The sequence below is a fragment of the Brevibacillus ruminantium genome, assembly GCF_023746555.1.
Classification (GTDB): domain Bacteria; phylum Bacillota; class Bacilli; order Brevibacillales; family Brevibacillaceae; genus Brevibacillus; species Brevibacillus ruminantium.
This window is the reverse complement of sequence record NZ_CP098755.1, coordinates 2,107,478-2,131,913: the sequence shown is the minus strand read 5'-3', so window position 1 is coordinate 2,131,913 and position 24,436 is coordinate 2,107,478. Positions and strand designations below refer to the sequence as shown.

26 protein-coding genes and 1 other RNA gene are annotated in these 24,436 nt (G+C 51.7%); 7 read left to right on the top strand and 20 right to left on the bottom strand.

What is annotated here, in order from left to right:
- Positions 1–95 precede the first annotated feature (95 nt).
- Genes rpoZ through NDK47_RS10390 form a run of 4 tightly spaced genes read right to left on the bottom strand, consistent with a single transcriptional unit; the run spans position 96 to position 2,114 of the window.
- Positions 96–302 (bottom strand): DNA-directed RNA polymerase subunit omega, encoded by a 207-nt coding sequence (rpoZ, locus tag NDK47_RS10405; RefSeq protein WP_251874751.1) that lies wholly within the window; start codon positions 300–302, stop codon positions 96–98.
- Positions 303–305: 3 nt separating this feature from the next.
- Positions 306–920, bottom strand: coding sequence for a guanylate kinase (gmk, locus tag NDK47_RS10400; RefSeq protein WP_251874750.1), 615 nt, complete (start codon positions 918–920; stop codon positions 306–308).
- 20 nt (positions 921–940) lie between these two features.
- The gene (remA, locus tag NDK47_RS10395) at positions 941–1,201 is read right to left on the bottom strand and encodes an extracellular matrix/biofilm regulator RemA (RefSeq protein WP_003386147.1); all 261 of its coding nucleotides are present in this window, start codon (positions 1,199–1,201) and stop codon (positions 941–943) included.
- Positions 1,202–1,226: 25 nt separating this feature from the next.
- Positions 1,227–2,114 (bottom strand): YicC/YloC family endoribonuclease, encoded by an 888-nt coding sequence (locus NDK47_RS10390; RefSeq protein ID WP_251874749.1) that lies wholly within the window; start codon positions 2,112–2,114, stop codon positions 1,227–1,229.
- Positions 2,115–2,307: 193 nt separating this feature from the next.
- Between NDK47_RS10390 and NDK47_RS10385 the strand changes: the two genes are divergently transcribed.
- From NDK47_RS10385 to NDK47_RS10375, 3 genes are read left to right on the top strand one after another with little or no spacing between them, the layout of a single operon-like run.
- Positions 2,308–4,059: an Rqc2 family fibronectin-binding protein gene (locus NDK47_RS10385; RefSeq protein ID WP_251874748.1), complete on the top strand. Its 1,752-nt coding sequence runs from the start codon at positions 2,308–2,310 to the stop codon at positions 4,057–4,059.
- A 35-nt stretch (positions 4,060–4,094) separates the two neighbouring features.
- A complete protein-coding gene (locus NDK47_RS10380) occupies positions 4,095–4,439 on the top strand; it encodes a DUF2512 family protein (protein ID WP_251874747.1) in 345 nt (114 codons plus the stop codon).
- Positions 4,440–4,469: 30 nt separating this feature from the next.
- Positions 4,470–4,961 (top strand): hypothetical protein, encoded by a 492-nt coding sequence (locus NDK47_RS10375; RefSeq protein ID WP_251874746.1) that lies wholly within the window; start codon positions 4,470–4,472, stop codon positions 4,959–4,961.
- 79 nt (positions 4,962–5,040) lie between these two features.
- Here NDK47_RS10375 and ssrS read toward each other — a convergent pair.
- The 4 genes from ssrS to NDK47_RS10355 all read right to left on the bottom strand — a co-directional run bounded on the left by ssrS (position 5,041) and on the right by NDK47_RS10355 (position 8,759).
- Positions 5,041–5,232: non-coding RNA, 6S RNA (ssrS, locus tag NDK47_RS10370), on the bottom strand.
- A gap of 61 nt (positions 5,233–5,293) precedes the next feature.
- On the bottom strand, positions 5,294–6,067 hold the full coding sequence (locus tag NDK47_RS10365) for an enoyl-CoA hydratase/isomerase family protein (RefSeq protein ID WP_251876097.1): 774 nt from the start codon (positions 6,065–6,067) through the stop codon (positions 5,294–5,296).
- A gap of 23 nt (positions 6,068–6,090) precedes the next feature.
- Positions 6,091–7,263, bottom strand: coding sequence for a CaiB/BaiF CoA transferase family protein (locus NDK47_RS10360; protein ID WP_251874745.1), 1,173 nt, complete (start codon positions 7,261–7,263; stop codon positions 6,091–6,093).
- 548 nt (positions 7,264–7,811) lie between these two features.
- A complete protein-coding gene (locus NDK47_RS10355) occupies positions 7,812–8,759 on the bottom strand; it encodes a GntR family transcriptional regulator (RefSeq protein ID WP_251874744.1) in 948 nt (315 codons plus the stop codon).
- Positions 8,760–8,901: 142 nt separating this feature from the next.
- On the opposite strand from NDK47_RS10355, the gene NDK47_RS10350 reads away from it, so the two are divergent.
- Positions 8,902–9,072, top strand: a complete 171-nt coding sequence (locus NDK47_RS10350; RefSeq protein WP_251874743.1) for a YjzC family protein — start codon at positions 8,902–8,904, stop codon at positions 9,070–9,072.
- A gap of 51 nt (positions 9,073–9,123) precedes the next feature.
- Here the strand turns inward: NDK47_RS10350 and NDK47_RS10345 are convergent, their stop codons facing one another.
- Entirely contained in the window at positions 9,124–9,360 is a 237-nt protein-coding gene (locus tag NDK47_RS10345; RefSeq protein WP_251874742.1) for a hypothetical protein, read from the bottom strand.
- A gap of 84 nt (positions 9,361–9,444) precedes the next feature.
- Between NDK47_RS10345 and NDK47_RS10340 the strand changes: the two genes are divergently transcribed.
- Positions 9,445–9,990, top strand: a complete 546-nt coding sequence (locus tag NDK47_RS10340) for a DUF309 domain-containing protein (protein WP_251874741.1) — start codon at positions 9,445–9,447, stop codon at positions 9,988–9,990.
- On the opposite strand, the gene NDK47_RS10335 is transcribed toward NDK47_RS10340, so the two are convergent.
- Positions 9,954–10,514, bottom strand: coding sequence for an RNA 2'-phosphotransferase (locus NDK47_RS10335; protein ID WP_251874740.1), 561 nt, complete (start codon positions 10,512–10,514; stop codon positions 9,954–9,956). The two genes, NDK47_RS10340 and NDK47_RS10335, sit on opposite strands and share 37 nt — an antisense overlap.
- Before the next feature lie 20 nt (positions 10,515–10,534).
- Positions 10,535–11,215 (bottom strand): CPBP family intramembrane glutamic endopeptidase, encoded by a 681-nt coding sequence (locus NDK47_RS10330; RefSeq protein ID WP_251874739.1) that lies wholly within the window; start codon positions 11,213–11,215, stop codon positions 10,535–10,537.
- 153 nt (positions 11,216–11,368) lie between these two features.
- Here NDK47_RS10330 and NDK47_RS10325 point away from each other — a divergent pair, with 153 nt between their 5' ends.
- Together NDK47_RS10325 and NDK47_RS10320 are read left to right on the top strand one after the other, a co-directional pair.
- The gene (locus tag NDK47_RS10325; protein ID WP_251874738.1) at positions 11,369–12,571 is read left to right on the top strand and encodes an MFS transporter; all 1,203 of its coding nucleotides are present in this window, start codon (positions 11,369–11,371) and stop codon (positions 12,569–12,571) included.
- Positions 12,572–12,659: 88 nt separating this feature from the next.
- Positions 12,660–13,139, top strand: coding sequence for a CcdC family protein (locus NDK47_RS10320; protein ID WP_251874737.1), 480 nt, complete (start codon positions 12,660–12,662; stop codon positions 13,137–13,139).
- A 110-nt stretch (positions 13,140–13,249) separates the two neighbouring features.
- Here NDK47_RS10320 and NDK47_RS10315 read toward each other — a convergent pair whose 3' ends face one another.
- The 9 genes from NDK47_RS10315 to NDK47_RS10275 all read right to left on the bottom strand — a co-directional run bounded on the left by NDK47_RS10315 (position 13,250) and on the right by NDK47_RS10275 (position 24,360).
- The gene (locus NDK47_RS10315) at positions 13,250–14,053 is read right to left on the bottom strand and encodes a VOC family protein (protein ID WP_251874736.1); all 804 of its coding nucleotides are present in this window, start codon (positions 14,051–14,053) and stop codon (positions 13,250–13,252) included.
- Positions 14,054–14,233: 180 nt separating this feature from the next.
- Positions 14,234–15,898 carry a glycerol-3-phosphate dehydrogenase/oxidase gene (locus NDK47_RS10310; protein WP_251874735.1) on the bottom strand — a complete coding sequence of 555 codons (1,665 nt, stop codon included), beginning with the start codon at positions 15,896–15,898 and terminating at the stop codon, positions 14,234–14,236.
- A 131-nt stretch (positions 15,899–16,029) separates the two neighbouring features.
- A complete protein-coding gene (locus NDK47_RS10305) occupies positions 16,030–16,596 on the bottom strand; it encodes a glycerol-3-phosphate responsive antiterminator (protein WP_251874734.1) in 567 nt (188 codons plus the stop codon).
- Between the two features lie 51 nt (positions 16,597–16,647).
- Entirely contained in the window at positions 16,648–17,418 is a 771-nt protein-coding gene (locus NDK47_RS10300; protein ID WP_251874733.1) for an HAD-IIA family hydrolase, read from the bottom strand.
- Positions 17,419–17,430: 12 nt separating this feature from the next.
- Positions 17,431–19,137, bottom strand: a complete 1,707-nt coding sequence (locus tag NDK47_RS10295) for an ABC transporter permease (RefSeq protein ID WP_251874732.1) — start codon at positions 19,135–19,137, stop codon at positions 17,431–17,433.
- The gene (locus tag NDK47_RS10290) at positions 19,134–20,261 is read right to left on the bottom strand and encodes an ABC transporter ATP-binding protein (RefSeq protein ID WP_251874731.1); all 1,128 of its coding nucleotides are present in this window, start codon (positions 20,259–20,261) and stop codon (positions 19,134–19,136) included. Before NDK47_RS10290 ends, NDK47_RS10295 begins: the two co-directional genes overlap by 4 nt.
- Positions 20,262–20,273: 12 nt before the next feature.
- Positions 20,274–21,347 carry an extracellular solute-binding protein gene (locus NDK47_RS10285; RefSeq protein WP_251874730.1) on the bottom strand — a complete coding sequence of 358 codons (1,074 nt, stop codon included), beginning with the start codon at positions 21,345–21,347 and terminating at the stop codon, positions 20,274–20,276.
- A gap of 222 nt (positions 21,348–21,569) precedes the next feature.
- Positions 21,570–23,063, bottom strand: coding sequence for a glycerol kinase GlpK (gene glpK, locus NDK47_RS10280; RefSeq protein WP_251874729.1), 1,494 nt, complete (start codon positions 23,061–23,063; stop codon positions 21,570–21,572).
- Complete coding sequence (locus NDK47_RS10275; protein WP_251874728.1) at positions 23,035–24,360, bottom strand: homoserine dehydrogenase; 1,326 nt, start codon at positions 24,358–24,360, stop codon at positions 23,035–23,037. The genes glpK and NDK47_RS10275 overlap by 29 nt, the downstream gene beginning before the upstream one ends.
- Positions 24,361–24,436: the final 76 nt, after the last annotated feature.

Sequence of the window (24,436 nt, the reverse complement as noted above, 5' to 3'; positions counted from 1 at the left end):
CCATCTCTCCTCTTTAGGTAACGTAATCCTCCCGTCCGAAAAAAAACAACCTGCGTGAGGTTGTTTGGAAAGCGAGTACGCGGGTAACAATCCGCTTATTTGCGAGAGTCTGTAACGTCGTGAACCAAATGATCACCGATCAATTCTTCCAGTGCTTGACCGACAAACTTTTTCGATTTGGGCTTCTCCACCTGGAGAGCGCTGTTCTCGCGGATTTGGCGAGCCCGTTTGGAAGCGATAGTCACCAGTGTGTATTTGCTTTCAACCTGTGCAGTCAATTTGTCAATAGACGGATATAACATAATCTATTCAACCTCCTTCAACCATTTGCGAAACTTGTGGATTTGCCGTTCCTTTTTTAAATGTTCGGCTGTAATGATCGATTGAATACGTGAGCAGGCACAATCAATTTGATCATTCACTACAACATAGTCGTACTGATCCATCAATTCAATCTCGGTCCGAGCCATCTCCATGCGATGGCGGATCGTATCCTCCGTCTCCGTACCACGGCCGACAATCCGATTTTTCAGTTCGGCCAAGTCAGGAGGAGCCAGGAAAAGAAAGATACCTTGCGGAAATTTTTTCTTTACTTGCAGGGCTCCCTGCACTTCGATCTCGAGAATGACATCGCGCCCGCTGTCCAGTGTCTCTTCCACGAACTTTCGCGGCGTCCCGTAATAATTTCCCACATATTCCGCCCACTCAAGCAGTTGATCCTGCTCGATCATCTGGCGAAAATCTTCCTTGCTCGTAAAAAAGTAGTTTACTCCCTCAACTTCTCCCACGCGAGGAGCGCGCGTAGTGGCAGAGACAGAATAAACGAGATCCGGCATGCACTCGCGAAGCGCTTTGCAGACGGTTCCCTTCCCCACACCTGACGGCCCTGAGAGAACCAGAAGGAGACCCCTATCACTCATGAATGATTTCAACTCCTGCACTATTCGTCCGATTCGTCGTCTTTGTTTGTCAACCGTTGTGCAACCGTTTCCGGCTGAACCGCTGACAAAATGACATGGTCGCTATCTGTAATGATGACTGCTCTGGTTCTTCTACCGTATGTAGCATCCACGAGCATGTTGCGATCCCGCGCTTCCTGGATGATCCGCTTGATCGGTGCGGACTCAGGACTGACTATTGAAATAATCCGGTTGGCATTGACGATGTTGCCAAAACCAATATTTATAAGCTTGATGGCCATGTCGGCACCGCCCACCCCTTCATCGCTACTCGATGTTTTGTACCTGTTCTCTCATCTTTTCCAATTCTGTCTTAATCTCGATCGCTAACCGCTGGATTGGCAGATGATTCGCCTTGGATGCGATCGTATTCGCTTCCCGATTCATCTCCTGCAAGTAAAAATCGAGTTTTCGCCCGACTGCTTCATCCGAAGCAAGCTGTTCGGAGAACTGGGCGCAATGACTCTCCAGTCGAGTCACCTCTTCACTGATATCGCTGCGCTCGGCGAACAAAACGACCTCATGCGCCAGTCGCTGCTCGTCAACATCCAGAGGAACGCCTCTGGCCCACTCACTCACGCGCTGCTGCAGCCGCGTCCGATACTCCTCCACAACTCCAGGAGCACTTTCTGCGATTTCTTTTGTCCAGGCGCTGATCTCGGCAAGCCTTTTCATGAGATCCTCTTGCAGCTTTTGCCCTTCCCTTTCTTTCATGACGAGCAGGTCTTTGGCTGCCTCTCCCACCGCCGCAAGCAACGGCTCCTGAAAATCTTCCGGAAGAGTTTCATCCATCTCCTTGCTGGTCATGACACCAGGCAGCTGCAGCAAGTCTTTGGCAGAGAGCGACTCGCTCAAAGAAAAACGCTCGTTCATCTCTCGCACAGCTTTTACGTACTCATCGGCAATATCCCAGTTTACTTGAAACTCCGCTTCCGTGGAAGCCATTTCATCGATAGAGATCGTCACATCGACCCGGCCGCGGCGGATGTATCCGGCAACCAGCTTGCGCACCGGATCTTCCAGTATGCCATAGGCCTTGGGCAGCCGAATGATGATCTCGGAGAAGCGATGATTGACCGAACGCATTTCCACAGACAATCGGAGTGTACCATACAAGGTTTCTTTTCGGCCGTACCCTGTCATGCTTCGGACCATGGACATCACTTCCATTGTCGTAAAATCGTTAATTCATTATAGGAGACAACTCTTTGCAGTGTCAACCAAAGGGAGCTTTCCGTACGTTTATATCGCAGGGTCGATGATTATGTTACACTTGACTGGCGCAGAACGTAAAATTATCTTTTTTATTGCCCGCTCGCGCGAAAGAACCATCATGAGGTGAGTAGCAATGGCTTTTGACGGAATGGTAACTCGTGCCGTTGTTCATGAGTTGAAACGATTTGAAGGGGCGCGGATCGCAAAAATCCACCAACCCCATAACAGTGATATTGTCCTTCAATTACGCTCCCAGAAAGAAACCGGAAGGCTGCTTCTCTCGGCAAACCCAACGTATCCACGTTTTCATCTGACGACCGAGGAGTTCACCAACCCGCTGGAGGCCCCCATGTTTTGCATGCTGCTCCGCAAGCATTGCGAAGGCGGCGTGATCGAATCGATCGAACAGGTTGACATGGAAAGGATCGTCCACCTGAATATCCGCTCGCGTGATGAGCTGGGGGATACAGCCCGCCGCCGGATTGTCGTGGAAATCATGGGGAAGCACAGCAATATTATTTTGCTTGACGCTGATACCGGCGTGATTTTGGACAGCGCCATGCATGTGACGCTCGCCCTGAGTCAGTACCGGCAAGTTCTGCCCGGCAGACCCTATATCACTCCCCCCAGTCAGGAAAAACACAACCCGCTGCAGGTGTCGCAGCAGGCATTTATCCAATTGCTGGATTGGAATGGCGGACGCCTGGATAAACAGCTTGTCGACACATTCACGGGAATCAGTCCGCTGCTGGCAAAAGAGGTGCTTCATCGCGCCGGTTTGCCGACCCGCGAAGCCTTGTGGCAGGCTTTTTCCGAAGTCATGCAGTGCGCTGCCCGTCATGAGTACAGCCCCGTAACCGTCATGACCAAGGAGAAAGACTATTTTCACGTCTTTTCCCTGACACATCTGAATGACGCCGAGATTACAGATTATCCCACTGCCAGCGTATGTCTCCAGAGCTATTTTGAAGGAAAGGCTCAGCGCGATACGGTCAAGCAAAAGGTCCACGACCTGATCCGGATTGTTACCAACGAACGAAACAAGAACGCCAAAAAAATCGAAAAGCTGGAACAAACGCTGCTCGATGCCCAGGAAGCGGAACAATTCCGTCTGTTTGGCGAGTTGATCACAGCCAATATGCATCTGATGAAACGCGGGGATCGGGAGCTGGTCACCGTGAATTGGTATGACGAAGCCGGCGGAACCGTAAGCATCCCGCTTGATCCGCTGAAGACCCCTTCGGAAAACCTGCAGGCCTACTACAAACGGTATAACAAGGCCAAAAACAGCTTGAGCATTGTCGCCGAACAAATTTCCGCAGCGCAGGAGGAATTGATTTATCTGGACGGTCTTTTGGTCCAATTGGAGCACGCAACCGTTCTGGAAACCGAGGAAATTCGGGAGGAGCTGGCCGAACAGGGCTATGTCCGCAATCGGCAAAAGCGTTCGAGCAAAAAGAAAAAAGATCAGCGTCCTGAGCTGGACCCCTATTTGTCTACACACGGCACACTGATCCTCGTGGGAAAAAACAACAAACAAAATGAATATCTCACGAACAAGCTCGCCTCTCCCGGCGATACGTGGCTTCACACCAAGGATATCCCCGGTTCTCACGTCGTCATTCGCTCGCGTGAGTTTTCTGAGCAGACATTGATCGAGGCCGCCATACTCGCTGCCTACTACAGCAAGGCCCAGCAGGGCAGCCAAGTCCCGGTTGACTACACCCTGATCAAGCATGTGAAAAAACCAAGCGGCTCCAAACCCGGATATGTCATCTATGAACAGCAGCGGACGCTCTATGTCACGCCTGACGAACGCATCATTCGCCAACTGAAGCAGAATCATCGCCAGTATGCCATGGATGCGAATAGCAAGACTACCTAAGTTCATACTAAGAGCAGGAAAGGAGGTGCTCATTTTTGAGCATCCTGCTTAAGCTCTTAGCCAATGGCATCGTTGCTGTACCGGGACTGATCTGGTCGGGAACGTCGCTGATGTTTGCGCTTGTTGCCAGCGTCATCATCAGTTTGATCTCTTATATGATCGGAGACTTGTACCTGCTTCCCCGCACGAATAACACGTTTGCAAGCACAGCTGATTTCGGACTTAGCTTCGTTCTTTTCTGGCTGTCATGTGCTATGTTTGCGCAGCCCTTCCGTCTGTCCGGCATCTTTTTAACGGCATTTGCGATTGCGATCGTCGAGTATTTCTACCACAATTATCTGCAGCATCGCGGTGTCCATCACAGTAAACACCCGGGCTGATGCACCATTTTATGAATAAGGAGGATCGGGATGAACGTCATCGGGATCATCCAGACGGACCTGAATGAATTCAGCGTCCTTTTTGAACCAGACCAAAGCGGGCAGCAGGGAAATCAACAACAGGGCAACAACAATCAACAGGGGGGGAACTCTTCCTCCTCGCAAGATGGGCAAGGGCAGAATGACAATGATTCCATGTTTCTCAGCTTTCTGGAAGACCAGAGCTTCGGTGATCAGACCCAAAGAAACACAGGTGGATATGGGAGCAACCCAAATCAACAGCAAAACGCTCCCCAGGAATTGACCGTTCGGATCAAGGGAATTCCCGAGGGTCAGAAAGCAAACTTTTTACAGATGTATCAAATCCTCCATGATGCCAAGGATACCCAAACGCTGCAGCACAGCCTGACGATCGTCCAAAACAGCGATCAGCAGAACCAGGGTGCCGGCAACAACAATAATCAAGGTTCTGGCGGAGGAAACAACTTTTCCAGCAACTCCGGCAATGCCCAAATCCAATAGCAGACATACCAAAAATCCCCTTGCTGGCGACCGCAGTCACAGCAAGGGGATCGTTATGTATCAGGTAGGCTTGAACAAGAAAACCCCCGCTCTGCCGTCCGACCTCATGTTTCTATAACCTGCGCTCACACAGGTGGGTGACCCGTCCACGTGTTTGCCTTCCCATGCGTCCCAGGGGGAGGTGGGCCTGACATATCCGTGAAGTTCTGTCTCCCAGATAAAACGTATAAGGTTAGAAACATTTTAAGCCTAACGCACATCGCAGGATCTTGTTGATTATTACTTTACCACAGGTTTCGGTTGTACTCAACGGATAAAATTACCAGCCTCTTTTATCCTTTGCTGAGACGCTGACGGATGACAGCCTGAAATTCTGGATGAGCAATCAATGCAGGCTGCTGTTGTTTTTCCCACGCCAGCGACTGCGCCAAATCCATCTCTAGGCTGCGATGCAAACCCTCTTTTGTCGTTGCCCATGCTTGTTTCGGCAGCTTGCGCAACGCAGCGATCAACTGATTTGCCTCCGTGTCCAAGTTTGCACGGTCCACTGCTTTGTAGATCAGCCCTATCGCTTCGGCTTGACTGCCGCTGATTTTTTCTCCGAGCAATGCCAGCCTCTTCGCTTGTGCCAGGCCTACCAATCGGGGAAGCAGATACGTCCCACCGAAATCCGTAGTCAGACCGATTTGGACAAATGGCTCCTGCAGCACCGCATCTTTGGCAGCCAGGACAAAATCAGCATGGAGCGCCAGATTGAGGCCTGCCCCTACCGCTACCCCTTCAATTAGGGCAATGACCGGCTTGTTCATCTGATGAAGCTGCAAAAGAAACGCATTTACGACAGTAAGGGCTTGTTCCGCCTGATCCTCTTCACTCAACATGCCCAGTACGCTCAAATCAGCACCCGAGCAAAAATGACCGCCCGCACCGCGCAAAACAACCACGCGGGCCCGCTCCTCCAAGGCAGCTTCGGCAATCGCCTCTCCCAGCAGTGAAAACATCTCCAAAGTCAGCGCATTGAGTACCCGTGGCCGATTCAGAGTAATGGTAAATATATCCTCCGCAAGCTCTGTATAGAGCGGCTGAGCTTGTGACTGCTGCATCATCAGGATCACGCCTTCCTCTTTTTTTATCCAATCGGTATGACACCGTTTTTCTCCAGCCTATTCAACTCTGCCGGTGACAATCCTAGCTTGGCAGTCAACACTTCACGCGTATGGGCGCCGTACACCGGTGGCGGGGCTGCTGACGATTCATGCCGCATAAGCGATTCTTGTCCAGAGTGGATCTGCCAGGTCAACACGGCTTCTCCCAGCGGCAAAGGGACGGCTACCTGTCGACTTTTCACGTATGTACTTGAGAGCCAGGTGTCCATTTCTTCTACGGCGGTCAGACAGCAATCCACTTCGCTGCCCAGTTCATTCCACTCAGCTTGTATCCGTGACAGAAACAGCGCCTTTAGTTCCTCGAATACTTCGGGGAAATCCTCCTTGCGCGCTCCGTGCAAGCCTTCCCAGTCCTCTCTGCCAACAGCCCTGCAGAAATTCAGCCAAAATTTTTCCTCCAGGGCAGCCAGCGCTACGTATTTTCCGTCTGCCGTCTCAAAAATCTGGTACGCCAGATGCCCTTTAAAAAAACGGGCCACTTCTCGTTCCTCTTCTCCTATTCCTGCGAACAGTGCATGCATCCCCATCCAGGGGGCCAACGCATCCACGGCAGAAATATCGAGATAGCTTCCCTGTCCGGTTCGAAATCGCTTGACCAGGGCGGCACAAATCTGCTCAGCAGCGTACAGACCGCACGCATAGTCAGCAATCGGCACCTCGGATACGACCGGTCTTCCCTCTTCATCGCGAATCGCCGATAGCAGTCCGCTTACTGCCTGAAAATTCAGATCATGGCCACCCAACTGCTGCATGCTCCCGCTTTGACCATACCCCGTCAGGGAGCAATAGATGGTCGAGGGGTGCTGCTCGGAAATGCTTTCATAATCAAGTCCCAGCAGTTTCATCACACCCGGCCGGAAGCTCTCGACCACCACATCCGCTTGGCTGGCCAAAGCAAATGCCAGCTCTTTTCCTTCACTGGTCCGCAAGTTCAGGGCAATACTTTGTTTATTTCTGCCGGTGCTCAGAAACAGGGCGCCTGTTTTTCCGACTCTGGGTCCCATCGTTCGTCCAGGGTCCCCGGAGGGATGTGTTTCCACTTTCATCACTTCCGCTCCCAGGTCTGCCAATCTCATGGTGCAAAACGGTCCGGGAAGATGGCGCGAAAAATCGACTACCGTTATCCCTGCCAACATGTTTTGACCGCTCCCTTCAAACCCCTTTCCCTACTCATTTCGGCCTTCCCCTGGATCAATCCTCTTTTTTCCATAAGAAAAAGCGCCGGGCAGAAGCTGCCTGCTCACATCAGCTTCTACCCGCGCTTTATGCCTTGCTGCTTTTTCTTTCTTCCCCTATCGAGGGGGCTTGCTGTCAAGTGCCGTTTTTAATAATGATGTCAGTAGCCACCGTGAGAGCTAGAGTGGGAGGAATCCCATCCTCCGCCCCAACCACTTCCGTAGCCTCCGCCCCAACCTTTTCTGTGGCCTCCACCGTGACCGCCATAAGTATGGCAGTCGTATTTGTAGACCGGTTTCAGATAGCACATTTTCTTGTAGTATTTCTTTTTACAGCACTTCTTGTGAAAGCAATGGCCGTAAGACTTTTTGCATCCGCAGCTCACTCGCTTCACCCCCTCCGTCATTCGTACAGTTACAAAATATGTCGGGGAGTAGCCTTCGGCACGGTACATTTGACTATTCATTGGGAAAATCAGCGTTTGTTCCTATGACAGTCGTCTATGTCCTCACTGTGTCACAATCTTGCGCAATTCCTGAATTCCGTGATGATCGGGGATTTCCTGGAATTCCTTGACCTTGGGCAGCGTCAACAGGTGAGGTCGCGTCATATAGCCCGGTTTTGAGATATAAACAACGTCGCAGTTGGCAATCAGATCGAACACATCGGGATGATTGGCTTCGATGGTGCGCAAATCCAGATGGGTAATACCTGCGTTGTGGAGATCGTGGATCATGCCTTCCGCCCCGCGAATCGTCGCGCAGATCAGACCTACCATGGTATGCCGTGGATAGGCCTCCATAGCCGGGATTACCGTGGTCGGGTCAGGAATGAAATCAAGACTGACGATCGGGGGCGCTTCACGCGGCAAAGCTTGCTTCACCCTCGCGCTGACCGAAGGATGAGTGACGATGGCCTTGTACGCATACAATACGGGTTCTCCTTCTTGCTCCAGCCACTCCCAAAATTCCTCCAGCGTTCGCCCCTCCACCATGGCACTGGGCAGGTGATACTGGACCAGTCTCAGGTATTCAGCCAGCTCCAGTTCGGTAAAGCGGATGAACAGCACGGGAAACTGATTGATTTCATGCATGACGACGGAAAGGACCCGGGTAAACTCATCCATCGAATACCCCATTGCCTTAACTTTGTGGATGGTCTCCTTGGCCAAGAGAGCCAGATGGGCAGGATTTCGCGTCAGCAAAGGGTCATTGACGACATTGCTGACGATGGTGCCCCTCCCTTGTCTGGAATCAACCAGGCCTTCCTGCTGCAATCGCAAGTAGACGCTGCGGATTGTGTTATAGTTCACCTTGAGCTGTGCAGCCAGATCCCTAACCGTGGGCAGTTGTGCGTGGGAAGGCAATTCACCGCTTCGTATCGCCGAAGCGATTTGCTGGTACAACTGTTCATGGTACGACACATTCGATTCTTTCTGCAAAGACAGGCGAAGCACGTAATAACCTCCCCTATATCATTTAATTTCAATCGTAATTCAATTCTGAATGTACCGTCAATACGTACGCTCAGGATGAACAGAGGACCGCGAACAAATACTATGGTTGTCCCATCAATCCGAAGAAAGCGGGGTGACTGGGTTGGGCGAGCGCAGCCGTTTTCGTGAAGGCGAGAAATCTCCCAAAAACGCCGTCTACATGGAAATTGGAGAGACGGGAGCCAGTGTCCAGGACCCGATGATTATTGAACTGGGCAGAGGCGAAAAATTTCCTGCTACCCGGAACAAGAACAGGGTCTGGACGCAAAAATAGCGTGAGCAAAAAGAAGAACCAATCCGTAGCAAACGGTTGGTTCTTCTTTGATCAATCCTCGTTTTCGTCTTCGTCCTCAAAGTCTTCCTCTTTTACATAGATGATCGTGACTCCCAGGCTCTCCAGTAGCTGAATCACTTCCCGATTCAACGTCTCGTCCATGAGCAGCCCCAGACTCTCCACCAGTTCAAGCTCCTCTAATTCCCCGGCTTCGGCGTCTTCTATCAACTCGATAATATCGGTCAACTGCTTTTCTTCCAAGACCGCCATAATTTCCTTTTTGGTCATTTGCTCCAGCACCTCGTTTTCCTTCGAAATCCTCTTTATAATTGTACATAGGTAAAACGGAAAACAAAAGAGCGAGGTAAACCTATGTATCCGAAACCCTATTTGGAATACCTGATCCTTTTTCACGCGGAGCGGGATTATTTTGAGTGCCATGAAATTTTGGAGGAGTACTGGAAGGAAAGTCCGCCGAAACAACGGCAAGCCGTCTGGGTCGCGTTGATCCAGATTGCCGTCTCTCTCTACCATCAGCGCAGGGGCAATTTTGCCGGTGCCGGAAAAATGATGCGCAGTGCAATCGACGGCGTAACGCGAGAAAAACAGCAGATCGAACGCCTCGGCCTCGATCACGCTGCTATGCTGGATACCCTCATCCAGATCCAGGCCGAGCAAGAGGCACACAAGCCTTACCACAGCATTCGCTTGCCGATTGCTGATCCGGAATTGCTGGCTGCCTGCCGACAGCTATCGCTGGCACGAGGTCTGTCCTTTGATCGGGAAAGCGATCTGGAAAATGACTATCTTTTGCACAAACATACCCTTCGCGACCGCTCGGAAGTCGTCGCTGAACGGCTTCGCAGGCTTGATGAGCGCAATCAAGAACGAACCCGCAACCCTGCTTCCGATACGTAAGCAGCCGGTATCGCTTCTGAAAAATAATACGGCCCTCCATCATAAAAAAAGCGAATGCCCAGCTCCCATGCTTTCCGCGCTTCTACCTCCAATAAGACCAGGGTTCGCACACGCTCTGAAACATCAGGAGGCGTAAGCAACAGTTGGACCAGGTCGCTGGCAATCGGCAACAAACCGCCCTCTGCGATTTGTCCGAGCAGCTTCCGATGCGTAGCGTAGTAGAGCCTCTCCGGCGGCTCTACTTCCTCTCCTGCTTTTTTCGGCCCTGGCAAAAATCCAAAGGTGGCCCGAATCAATTCTCCTCCATCCCATTCGATCTGCTGAGCGGGGTCCAACTCTACGACCTGCCTGAGATCCTCCCTCGTGACAAGGCTGCAACCCTTTAGCGTTCGAATATACGATAAGAGCGGCTCAACTGCCGTATACCCGTAGGTATCATAAAACAGCGTCAAAGGCTCTGTATTTTGTCTCAAGGCAGAAAGCAATCTCTTCCGCAGCCTGGCCCTTTCAAAATCCTGTTCCATCCAGTCCGCCCCCTTTGGCTTTAGTAAACCCAACTATACAAGACGACGACAATCCCCAAATCTGCCAGGAGGTGACTGAGCCAGGTCGCATAGACGGACGGGTACCATCTCTTCATCCACCCCCATAAAGCTCCCGTCATAAAAACCAATCCGGTGATAAGTGCTCCCCAGACCAATCCAAACAGGACAACGCCGATAATCAGGTGATAAAGGCTATAAAAAAAACTGCTCAACAAAACAGCCTGGAAACGGGTAAGCGTCGACAACAAACGCTCCAGGATGAAGCCGCGCCACATCAGTTCCTCCAGCAGGGAATTGATCAACACCAAGTAGAGAGAAAACGGGAGTAGCAGTTGTGATGTCAGTCCCCAAGTTTCCATTGCTTGCCTGATCCGGACCGCGTGAATCTGCCCCTGCAGCAGAAGCCAAGCGCCCGTGATGATCCCGATGAAAAGCATCGCGCCCACCGCCAAGCCGTAAGAAATTCCTGAAAATCCATCGTTCTTCCAGGCCTTTTTCCATTGAACCGACAGTTCCCCTTCCCACCAGGCGTGAAGCAACGGAACCAGCAGGCAGACGAGCAAATGAAATGCGACGAACGTGACAAACAGACTTCGTTTTTCGACCAAGCCGTAAAATACCGATAATGTGGCTGCAAAGCTGTAAGCCAGCAAGACAAGCAAAACCTGCTTTTTTTTCATCCCGTACTCCCTTTATCACTTTTGACAGCCTTAGATTACCCCACCTTTGCAGCCTGCATTCGGAAGCGCGGGATCAATATACAAAATTTTGGGCAAATGCTATACTGTTTGAATCTATAAAAATAATTTGACTAGACTGGGGGAGTATCTAACATGTTGTGGCGCAATCGTACGTTTCTCCTGCTCATGAGCGGGGAAGTGATTGCCGGTGCGGGGATGTGGATTTCCATCATCGCGAACCTCCAGTTCATGCAGCATCTGATCCCTTCAGATACGGTGAAGGCATTAGTCCTGATGAGCGGTTTGATCGTCAGCATCCTGCTGTCACCCAAGGCCGGAGTGATGATCGACCGTCATGACAAGCAAAGGATTATGCTGTGGGCGAGTCTCGTTCGATGTTTGAGCCCGATTTGCATGCTGCCAGCCATTGCCAACGGCTCCCTGTCGTGGATGATCGTATCGCTGATCATCATGCAGGCGTCTGCTGCTTTTTACTTTCCGACGGTGCAATCGTCTTTGCCTGCCATCCTGACTCCTGCGGAATTGTTGCAGGCCAACAGTGTCTATCTCAACATTTCCACGTTGTCCCGGATTGGCGGAACAGCCGTGGGGGGCATTCTCGTCGCATCGATGGATTTGTCCAGCCTGTACCTGTTCTCGCTTGCGGCCTATTTAATGCTGGCCTTCGTGACCCGATTTTTGCGCATACCGGCGGTTGATGTGCGAAAGCAAAAAGAAAAAGTAGAATTTCGAGAAGTGTTTACGATCATCAAAAAAGATCACGCCCTCTCTGTTGCCTTGCTCAATACGGGTTTGATCACACTCTTTCTGGGCGGCTTCAACCTTCTGGTGCTCAATTTCAGCAACATTCAGGGAAGTCCCGAGCTGATGGGCTGGATCTACACCGTAGAGGGAACCAGCATCCTGCTCGGAGGTTTGCTCGCGAAGCGCTGGATCGGCGGGCGCAATCTAATTGCGGCCTCGACACTCCTGCTTTTCTTTTTCGCCATCTCTCAATACGGGATGTCTTTTGCAGAAAGCCGTCTGATGGTTCTCTCTTCTTTTGGTCTGTTTGGATTTACCGTTGCCTTCTTTTTCCCGGTGACGACAACCATTTTCCAGCGTCGGTTGGCCGAGAACCAGCAAGGCCGCTTTTTCTCGTTTAAAAGTATGCTGGACCGCGCCTTTTTCCTCATCGCTCTAGGGACGACCGGGGTCGGCCTTGATCTCTTGGGTGTGTCAGGCTACATGATCGGAATCGGCACGCTGACCCTGTTCATGGCTGCCCTGACCATGTACTACAGCAAAAAGCACAAGCTGGATGTCAGGGAAACAGACGAACCTGCCGCTGCATGATGCCACGGAAAAGCCAAAAGTCTACTTCCCTCTTTCGAAAAAAATGGTGTACACTAATAGCATCCTGAGGTAAGGAGGAGCATCTTTCATGCACATCCTGTCATCGAGCGCTCTCGGGATGCTAATCCCGTTACTGATGGCGACTGCCGTTATGTTTTTACGATTGAAGGCGCAGAAAAAGCCTATCTCTGCACGCCGAATTATTTTACCGCCCTTGTTCATGTCTACCGGTTTTGCAATGTTTCATTTTCCGGAAACGGCAACGCCGTTTGTCTACCATTTGATCGCTTTCTTCGCGGGGATGGTCCTCTCCATTCCGCTGATTGTCACCTCCCGCTTTGAATTCGTGGGCCAGGAGGTTTATCTTAAACGCTCGCGAGCGTTTTTTCTGATTCTTTTAGGTGTGTTGGTCGTACGGACCTTGATCAAGCTGTGGGTCAATGATTCTTTTACCGTCATGCAAACAGGTGGTTTGTTCTTTGTCCTGGCATACGGCATGATTCTGCCCTGGCGGCTGGCTATGCTGTATATGTACCGACAGCTTGTTAAAAAAGCAGCGCGGACTTGACACGCGGAAAGATAAAATGAGCAGATCCCTCTTGTGGTACCGGGGCCTGCTCTTTTTGCTGTGAAAAACTTCCCTCACTTCGGGGGTTTCAAACATCTTGACGTTTTTATTTACCACTCATATCTGCTGCCAAAGATCATTTCGTTTTGCCCCGCATCAGATCCGGCAAAGCGGATCAGGAAAGGACGCTCTCCTCTTGACGACAAAGCGGCCTTGACGATTCCAGCACCAACAGGCTGACAGAGGAGCAGATCTCCTCCCGCGCATGGAACCCGCCGGCAAATCGCCTCTAACCGCTCGTCATGAAAGGCCTCTCCCACATCCATCCCAAACCAGTCCTGCCATGCTTGAGCTGCCTCGTCCAGCTTTTCCACAGCGATAGCGATATACGAAATTTCTCGAACATGATTGGGGTGCGGGGCAATGACTCCACGTCCACTCAGGTCATGTAGACGGTTCTCATCGGTGTCCGCCCACTCAATCAGAAAAGGGATGCGCCTATTTTTGTTCGGCTCTTCGGCAAAAAGCATCTTCCACTGGATCACACTGCCATCGTCACGTCTTCTGCTGCCTAAAAGCGGACCTGTTACCAGATAGCCCTGCCTTTGGAAGTGTTCCGCCCAACGCTCAATCTCATGCGTGCGCAGCGCTATCTGCCCCATACCCTCGCCCAGATGCTGGTCGCAAATCAACTGCCGCACCAGGGGATTTTCTGCAACGGCGGCAACATCCGGAAATTCCACAGACAAAAACTCGACGTACGACAAACCGAAATAGCTCAAGCTGTTGCAGGTTCCCCAAGACTCATGACGTCCGCCTGCCGTAGTGTGAAACCCAACCTGCTGCAAACGAACCCCGGCCTCCACAGGAGGTCGGTAAAGAAAGTGTACAAGATGATCAAACGATAGTTTCATCACGCCCGCCCTCTTTCCTGGATATTTCACAAATGGTAACGCATATCTGTGAAAAGTCAATTGGCCGGGCGGATAATTTTTTCCAGTGCAAGCGGAACCAGGATGTCGCCGTTTGAGGCTCGGCTCAGCGGTACCGACTGAAGGCGATGATCCCTTCCCCGTCTGGCTGCCCGTTTCTCTCTAGGAAAGCTCCGCTTCTGTTGACGGCAAATTTTTCAGCGATTCGAGGTACTGATTGGCCGCCTCAAGCTGTTTGGCCGCCTCTTCATCGGACCAGCCCAGCTCCTCTCCCATCAGTCGGATGACCTGTTCCTTCTGTGCTTCCGCTTTTTGCAGTTGGAAATACGTCCAGCCTGTTCGCAGTCGCAGAAAGTCCAGAGCGTGGACGGTCCTCTCCTCTTCAATCGCGTACTGTATCTGGGCGGCCAGCAGTCTCTCATCCTGCTGCCGCTCTGATGAAATCCGTTTGTATATGTGCAAAGTATTGGTACCGTAGGTCTCGATCCATTCCCAAGCGGTACCGGCATCCACCCCGCGTTCCACGCCCTGGCGCAGCATTTCCTGTTTCCAGTCCTCATAATGCTGGTAGCCATTTCGTTCCCCGCCGCTGATCACGATGGTGTCTGTCGAACATCCGGGATAGCTCTTTCCCTCTTGTTCACGCAGCTTCTGCGCGACCAGATCCACAACCTTTTCCGCCATCTTCCGAAAGCCCGTCAGTTTTCCGCCCGCAATCGTAATCAGACCGGTGGGCGAGTGAAAGATTTCATCTTTTCGTGATAGCTCAGACGGTCCTTTGCCTTCCTCGTAAATCAGCGGGCGCAGACCGGCCCAGTTAGAGAGCACATCGTCAGGCTGCAAGCTGACTGCGGGGAACATGCTGTTTACTGCATACAACAAATAATCCCGGTCCTCTTCCGTCGTTCGCGGTTTATCGATGGAATGATTATACGGGGTATCCGTCGTCCCGATATAGGTTACTTTGCCACGTGGAATCACGAATACCATCCGTCCATCAGGCGTATCAAAATAAGCTGCTTGCTGCACAGGCAATTTCTCCGTGGAGACGACCAGATGGACGCCTTTTGTCAGATAGAGCCGTTTGCCGTGCAACGAGCCATCCATGTTGCGGACCCCGTCCACCCACGGTCCTGCCGCATTGACCACATGCTTTGCTCTGATCGGATACGTTTTTCCGGTCACACGGTCTGTTACCAATACCCCAACCAGTTTTCCATTTTCGTACAAAAATTCTCCTGCCTCAGCGTAGTTTACGGCTCTGGCCCCCTGTTCAACGGCCGTTTTCAGTATATCCAGCGTCAGACGGGCATCATCCGTCCGGTACTCAAAATAAAGCCCGCCGCCTTTCAGTCCCTCTTTCTTGAGCAACGGCTCATGAGAAAGGGTCTGTTCCTTGCCGAGCATCTTCCTCCGCTCCCTCCGCTCTACTCCGGCTAGCCAATCATAGATGTACAGGCCAATAGATGAAGCCCAGTATCCGTAAGTGCCCCCTTTGTAAATCGGCAACAGCATGGGAGCCGGGATGACGAGATGCGGAGCATTTTTGTACAGAATGGCTCGCTCGCGTCCTACCTCCTGGACGAGTTTTACCTCTCCCTGCTTTAAATACCGCAATCCTCCATGGATCAACTTGGTCGAACGGCTGCTGGTTCCCGAGCCAAAGTCTGCTTTCTCGACCAGTCCTACCCGAATGCCCCGCTTGCTCGCATCCAAGGCAATCCCCGCTCCCGTAATTCCGCCCCCGATGACAAGCAGATCAAGCGTATTCGCGGACATGTCTTCCAAATCATTTTGTCTGTTCCGTGCTGAAAATCGGTTTTCCACGGTTAGCCTCCTCTCCGGCAAGGCTGCCGGACGTTTTCCCAAAATCAAAAAACCCCATGAAAAGACCGCATGCTCCATCAGCACGCTGTCTCTTCAAAGGGGTATCTCCTCATCTCTTCCCTTTTCTTCAATTATTCAGGTAAATACCAAAGCTCTTTTGTTCCAACCGATACGGCCAGCGCACCCGCTGCCAGCGCTTCATTGATCTCCTGCCTGGTGCCGATCAGCCCTCCTGCAATAATGGGCAAAGGGGTCAGCTCCGTCATCTCCTGAATGACCCGAGGCATAACACCCGGCATGATCTCGACAGCATCGGGCAAGCTTTGCTCCACTACCCGAATTCCTTTGGTCACGGCATTTCGGTCAATCAAGAAAATGCGCTGTATGGCCATCAGATCCATCTCTTTCGCCACGCGAATCAGATTGCTTCGCGTAGAGATGATACCGGTTGGCGCGATATTTTTAGCTACATAGCCCACTCCGCTTTTATCTGGCGCAATCCCCTCTATAAATTCCATATGCAGAAAGACCTGTTTATTTGCCGCTTTGGTGCGGTCCACCAGCTCTTTTATATTGAAAATGGAACCGGTCAATAAAAAAATCATATTGACGGGGCTTTCAAGCGCCGCCTCCAGATCTGATTCGGACTGTACGGCCGCAATCGTCTCATTCTCGACAAGGTCTACAATAGGATACATCCAAGGCCCTCCATATGGTGTTTGGTTGCTCCCATTATAGCATCACTTATCTTAGAGACTTACAATTTCTTTAATGCTGTTCAAAATGTGATGCGGGCTATACGGGCTTTTCTCCGCCATCGCCCTCGTCGATATTCCGGTCAATACCAGGACAGAGTTCATGCCGGTATCATTCCCCATCTTGATATCGGTCTCCAGTCGGTCTCCGACCATATAGCAAGCGGAATAGTCCAACCCGAGATGGCGTACGGCAGCTTCCGCCGCAATCGGGGATGGCTTGCCTACCACCAGATCAATCGGCCGTCCCGTCGCTCCCTCCAGGGCACCGATAAAGGCTCCGGTATCGGGAATCTGTCCATCCTCCAACGGGCAGGTGCGATCCGGATTGGACGCGATCACCTTGGCTCCGCGTATGGCGGCCTGAAACAGCTTGTTCAACCCGTCGTAGGTAAACTGTCGATCCCAGGAAAGGACCACGTACTGGACGTCCATCGGATCTTCGCAAAGCTGAATGCCGTGCGCCAACAGTTCGTCGCGTATCGGCTGCTCCCCGATTACCAGTACGTTTTCCCCCGGCTTCATCACCTGCTGCAAATACCGGGCCGCGATCAGGGAGGAGTTGAGTACGTCCTCCACAGCCGTCGGTATTCCCATCTGGGTCAGCTTGTCTGCGTAGGATTGTCGGGTGGCGATTGGCTTGTTCGACAAGAATACCACCTTGTCTCCACGCGATCTCAGAGTTTGTATGGCCTCTGCTGCCCCCTCGATCAACTGGTCACCCAGATAAACTGTACCATCGAGGTCAAAGATAAATCCTTTCACGGTTGTCCCTCCTTAGTACAGTTGGTCTTTTGTCAGTTTTTTGGCCAGATATTGCAGCACGACTACAATCGCAACAATCAAAATGGCCATCGCAGATGCGGTGTAATATTCACCCCGCAAGAGATTTTGGAATACGGCCAGACTCATCGGCGCCCAATCTGTTGGAGCCAACAATAGCGAGATACTGGTCTCCTTGATCACGGTGACAAACACGAGGATCGCCCCGGCTGCAATCCCCGGCACCATCAGCGGACCAATCACCGTGATAGCTGCAAAGAGATTGGATGCACCCAGATTGACTGCCGCTTCTTCAATATCTTTTCGGATCGCCATCATCGAGCTCATTGTAGAGCGGATCATGTACGGCATCCGGCGAATCGTATAGGCAATGATCAGTAAAAGTGCTGTTCCGGTCAATTTGAGCGGAGCTGTATTAAACGTCTGAATCAGCGCAATCCCCAGTGAGATCCCTGGCACGATCAGCGGAATTGACGAGACGAAATCAAGACCGGCTGAATTGCGCCGCACGACAAAATAGGAGACAAACGTCGCGATGATGACGCTGAGAATCAGTGCCCCACCTGCAAGCAGCAGACTGTTCATAATATTTTTATGAGAGGTGCTGAAGATTGTCAGGTAATGGCTCAGTGTATAACCATCGGGCAACGCATGACGTCCCCATGTAGTGGCCAGCGATGACAGGAAAATCGAACCGACGCCCAACAAAGGAACCAGCACGACCAAAAATGAGTACGTGGTCAGAACCGAGACCACTCCCTTGTGATCGTTCAGTTTTTGACGTGTCGGCTTGCCGGAAATGGTTCCATACTCTTTGCCTTTCACAACCAGTCGCTGCAGCCAGAAGAAGAAGGCGGCCACCAGCAGCATGATTACAGTTAGCACAGCGGAACCCGCCCAGTTAAAGAACCCGGCCATTTCCCTGTAGGCTTCCACGACAATCAGGTTCAGGTCCTTTGGAGCAAGGATGATCGGCGTTCCAAAATCGGAAAAGCTGACGGTAAAGATCAGTAGCATGCTGGAGACAATCCCCGGCATCGCCAGCGGCATTGTCACTCGCAGGAATGTATACCAGCCGTGAGCACCCAGGTTTTGTGATGCTTCCTCTAAGGTTAAATCGCTGATTTTAAAAGCAGCTACCATTGGCCATAAGGCATACGGAAAGAAATAAAATACCTGCACCAGCACAATTCCCAGCATTGACTGGATGTCAAAGAGCACACCTTGTCCACCCAGAGCTTGATAGATATGGTTGACCCAACCCGTTTTTCCGAACATCAGCATAAATGCATAGGAGGAAATAAAAGTGGGTACCACCAACGGAATCGTACACAACGCAGCAAAGAGCGGCTTCCAAGGCATTTTTGTCCGTGCAAAAGCATAAGCAATCGGCAAAACGACGATCGTTACCAGCAAAGCGACGCCGGTACTCAGCTTCAAGCTGTTGATCAGGGCATCAAAGTACCCCTTTCCTTGAAAGAGCGAGGAATACGCATCCAGGGAAATATGGGATAATTTCTCCATCGTCTTTGCCAATGTCTTTTGGCTGACGAAGCTCCCGAAGATATTGATCGGCTGGCCTGTAAAGCTGACCAGCAGGATCGAAAACAACGGAACCAGCAAAAAGAGAAAGAAGAACAGGTAGATCAACCATTTCAACACCGTGAATCCGTTAATGGATTGTCCCAGTCGCTTCATCATAGAATCACCACGAGATTGGGATCAATTGACAGCTTCACCTTCGTACCCGGAGAAAACAAGGGTGTACCGGCTTCAAATGTCTTGTCCACTTCAAATTGCAGGTTTCCTGCCTGAACGTCATAACGAATGCTCGGCCCCAGATACGTTGACATCGTGATCGTACCCTCAAGCGAATTGGCCGCTTCCTTCTCCGATTGATCTGCTGTGAGCATGATGCTTTCCGGGCGAATGATGACTTCAACCTCGCTACGCGTCGTACCAAATGAGGATCTGATCAACTGGCCGCCGTCCAGTTGGAGCACGGTTCCCTGGTCCGATGAGGATTTAACCATACCCTTGAAAATATTGGATGATCCAACGAAATCGGCTACAAACGTGGAACACGGATTGCTGTATAAAGCTGTAGGCGAATCCACCTGGACCAGCTTTCCTCCCTGCATGACCGCTACCCGGTCAGCCATGCTCATCGCTTCTTCCTGGTCATGGGTAACGAATATGGTGGTAATCCCCACTTTTTGCTGTATCCGGCGTATTGTCACCCGCATGCTATTGCGAAGTTTTTTGTCCAGGTTCGAAAGCGGCTCATCCATGAGCAGCACCGCTGGTTCCATGATCAAGGCTCGTGCCAGGGCAACCCGCTGCTGCTGCCCACCGGAGAGCTGTCCAGGCAGCCTGTCAGCGAGATGTCCCAGTTCTACAAAATCGAGAGAATCTCGAACTTTTTTCTCTGTATCCTTGTCCACCTTGCCCAATTTGCGGTTCAACATACCGCCGAGAACTGACAGCTTTGTGCCCAGTCCTCCCTGATAAAAGCGGCGGACCTGCAAACTGTAGGCCACATTCTCAAACACGGTGAGATGTGGGAAAAGCGCATAGCTTTGAAAAACCATTCCACAATTGCGCTGGTTGGCCGGGATATTGCTTACATCCCGATCTCCGATATAGATTTTGCCGGACGTTGGATTCTCAAATCCGGCTACGCATCGCATGGTCGTCGTTTTTCCGCATCCGGACGGTCCGAGAAGGGCGAAGAACTCGCCCTCCCGGATCTCCAGACTCACATCTTCCAATGCGGCGATTCCGTTAAACGATTTATGCAGGTTTTCAATTTTAACCGACCCCATGGAAGAACCTCCTTATTGGAATTTTTGGCGCCATTCATTCCGGACGCGATCGTAGTTTTGCACCACCCAATCTACATCAAGCTCCTGCGCGTGCGGGATGACCTTCTCCAGGCTGAGCGGTGTTTTTGATTCGACCTCTGGGGAAATCGGAATATGATACCAGTTTGCCAGTGTCTGCTGTCCTTCTTTGGAGAGCAAGTAATCAATCAGCGCTTTACCTCCGTCAGGGTTAGGCCCGTCCTGCACAAGAGATACCGGGTTGACGATCACAGGTGTTTTCTCCGGTACGATGAAGTCTACCTTTTCACCCTTTGCCTTCATTTCATAGGCCATAAAGTCAAAGGCGATGGCGACCTCAGCTTCCCCTTTGGCAACTGCCTTCCCTGGTGAGGAGCCGGAGTCTGGCATGGCGCTCATCTGATCGACCAGCTTTTTAAAGTAATTCCAGCCCGGCTCTTCTCCGCGATCCATCAGTTGGCTAAGAACAGTGAGTGTCGCCGTCCCAGATGCGGCCGGGTTCGGCATTTGCAGCTTCCCCTTCCATTTTGGATCGAGCAAATCATCCCATGTCTTCGGGGCGTCCTCCGGTTTTACCAGGTCTGTGTTATAGACAAAGCCGAGTACGAATACCTCAGCACCAATCCATTTCCAATCCTTGTCCCTGATTTTGATGCCGTCTCGCACTTCCGGCCAATCCTTGATCGCTTCGGGTATGTAAGCGGTGATAATGTCCTTGTCCTTGGCTGATTCAAATGGCAGGAAACCTCCTCCGCCGTACCAGACATCCCCCATCGGATTATCCTTTTCCGCGATCATCCGGTTTACCAGAACATTGGTACCAGCGTACTGGACGTTAATAGCAGAACCTTTGAAAGCCTTTTCAAAATTTTGTCCAATTTCTTTGGTCATATCTGGTGTTTCAGGTGAGTACAGCGCAATCTGTCCCAGCTCTTTTGCTTTGGAGCCGCCCCCTTCTGTACCCGCTCCTGCACTAGGTGTTCCCGAATCCCCGGAAGAACAACCAGCCACCACGACCGTAGACAACAAAGCTGCCGTTGCTACGACATTCAGCCATTTCTTTACCATTTGCCAGACCCTCTTTCTTCTCTGTTTTTTCTGTTGACCGAATCGTTTGAAAAGACAAATAAAAAGAAAACCCCTCCGACGATAAACACACTCCTCCCCTTAAGGAAATGTGTTTACGGGTAAGGGTTTTCTCCGATTTCTCCGCCTAACCGTATGTCATTTCAAACCGATCAACTTTTCTAAAGTATAACCATACATTTCATTTACTGTCAATGAAAACACTTACAAAAATGCCAGCGCTGCCTGAACTGCTTTCTTCCAGCCCGCATAGAGGGCCTCTCTCTGCGTTTCGCTAAGTGCCGGGGCAAAGGTTTGATCCAACTGCCAGTTGCGTTGAATCTCCTCCTTGCTTTTCCAAAAGCCTACACCCAGGCCAGCCAAATAGGCGGCTCCCAGCGCGGTCGTCTCATGGATCTGCGGCCGCTCCACCGGAACGTCCAGGATATCGCTTTGGAATTGCATCAGAAACTGATTCATGACAGCGCCGCCGTCTACTCTCAGCTTGGTCAGCGGAATACCGGCATCAGCTTCCATCGCCATGACGACGTCTTTGGTCTGATAGGCCAGTGCTTCCAGTGTGGCGCGGATGAAATGCTCCTTTTGGGTCCCGCGCGTCAGTCCAAAAACCGCTCCGCGCACGTCGCTGTTCCAATACGGCGTTCCCAAACCGACAAATGCCGGGACGACGTACACACCCTCGGTCGATGGCACGGCCGTGGCATACCGTTCACTTTCCGCAGAGGTTTTCAGCATGCGAAGGCCGTCTCTCAACCACTGAACTGCCGAACCTGCGACAAACACGCTTCCTTCCAGTGCATACTCCACTTTTCCCTCAAGACCCCAGGCAATCGTAGTCAACAGCCCATGCGCCGAGCGGACTGCCTGTTCTCCCGTATTCATCAGCAAAAAACAGCCGGTACCGTATGTATTTTTCGCCATGCCAGTAGCGAAGCAGGCTTGCCCAAACAAAGCTGCCTGCTGATCGCCCGCCGCCCCTGAGATGGGTACCTCGGCACCGAAAAACAGGTCCTTGTCCGTCGCAGCGTACACCTCTGCATTGCCTTTTACTTCCGGCAGCATCGAATGCGGTATGCCGAGTATCGTCAACAGCTCGTCGTCCCATTTCAGTTCGAAGATGTTGTACATCAGCGTCCGCGAAGCGTTGGTATAGTCGGTAACATGGGCTCGCCCACCCGACAGCTTCCAGATCAGCCAGGTATCGATGGTCCCAAACAACAGATCGCCCCGCTCCGCAAGCTCACGTGCCCCGTCCACCTGATCGAGAATCCATTTTACCTTCGTCCCGGAAAAATAGGCGTCAATGAGCAGACCTGTTTTCTGCCGAAACAGCTCGTCATGCCCCTGCTGCTTCAACTTCTCGCATATCGCCGAGGTTTGTCTGGATTGCCAGACGATGGCATGATAGATCGGGATGCCTGTATGCCGGTTCCATACCACCGTCGTTTCCCGCTGGTTGGCGATTCCGATCGCCGCTACTTCTGCTGCGGAGACATTGTGATTGGCGAGCACCTCCCCGATCACGCCGACTACGGAAGACCAGATCTCCATGGCATTATGCTCGACCCAGCCCGGCTGCGGGAAGAGCTGCGTAAATTCCTTCTGAGCCGCACCTGCGACGCTCCCGCTTTTGTCAAATAATATGGCCCTGGAACTGGTCGTCCCCTGATCAATAGCCAAAATGTATCTCTTTTCCATCGACCTCTCTCCCTTTTGCACCCAATATGTCCTGCTCTTCTCCCCTGGAGATTACAGGGAATACGTCTGTTTGGATGCCAAAATCACGCTGCAGGGCTGCTCTATGCTCATCGGTAAAGCCACGGGCAATCACTCCGATTCGCAGCACATTTGCCCAGTCATACTGTATTCGCTGCTTCGCTATGGAAACACCTCCCAGGTTCAAAAAATGAAGAATCTGCTCCGGCGTCCCCTGCAAGCCCGTGCTTTCCAGGTAGACAAAACTCCATGTGCCTTCTTTTCCCACACCATGATTTCCTTGTCGCTCGCGCCAAAGCGGGTGGGGGGAAAAGCGCTGCGTAAGCAAATAGGCAAGGTCTTCCACGACGGCGCTTGCGGTTGGCAACTCTCCCGCTCCTTTCCCCATGAAAAGCAGATCACCCACGATATTTCCCGAAACTTGTACCGCATTATCAGCACCTTGTACCTGTGCCAAAGGATGATCGAGAGGCAAAAGGGTGGGGCTGACCGACAACTGAACGCCTCCTTCCGCCTTCGTGGCTTGAGCGAGCAGCTTGATCCGGTATCCCAGCTCATGAGCCAGTGTGAGCTGTCCGAGATGCAGGGAATCAATGCCCCTCCTGCGTGCCTGATTGAGCGGCAGGGCTTCACCGAAGACAAGCTGGGCCAAAATATAGGATTTGTACAAAGCATCCCAGCCTTCCACGTCAGAGCTGGGGTCCGCTTCTGCGTAGCCCAATTCCTGCGCTTGTTTCAATGCTTCATGGTAAGGCAGCTTGGCCTGCTCCATCTGGGTGAGGATAAAATTGGTCGTCCCGTTTAAGATACCACTGACGGACGAGATATCATTCGTCCGCAAAAACTGGCGCAGGACTCCGAGAATCGGGATGCCCCCAGCCACACTCGCCTCGTAAGCAAGCTGAACCTGGTGGCGATTCGCCAATTGAATCAGTTCCGTACCGTGCCTCGCGAGCAATTCCTTGTTGGCCGTCACGATATGACAGCCCTTTTCGATCAATGCCCGCACATATTCATAAGCAGGCTCGACCCCGCCCATTACTTCGACGACGATATCCACATCGGATTTCAAGACTTCTTCAAACCGGGTGGTAATCAGATCGTGATCGAGCTCCACAGTCCGCTTCTTTCCGGGATCACGTACAAGCGCCTTGACGATTTCAACGGGTCGGCCCAACCGTTCCGACAGCTTTTGCTGCTGCAGGCGAATTGTCTTTAGCACCCCGCCCCCTACTGTTCCGACACCTAACAAGCCCACTTTTACTGCCTCCGTACTCATCATGCCCACTCCTTTTTTCTCGTCATTGGGTACAGTAAAAAACCTTCTTCGGATAAGAAGAAGGCTCGTCGTGAAC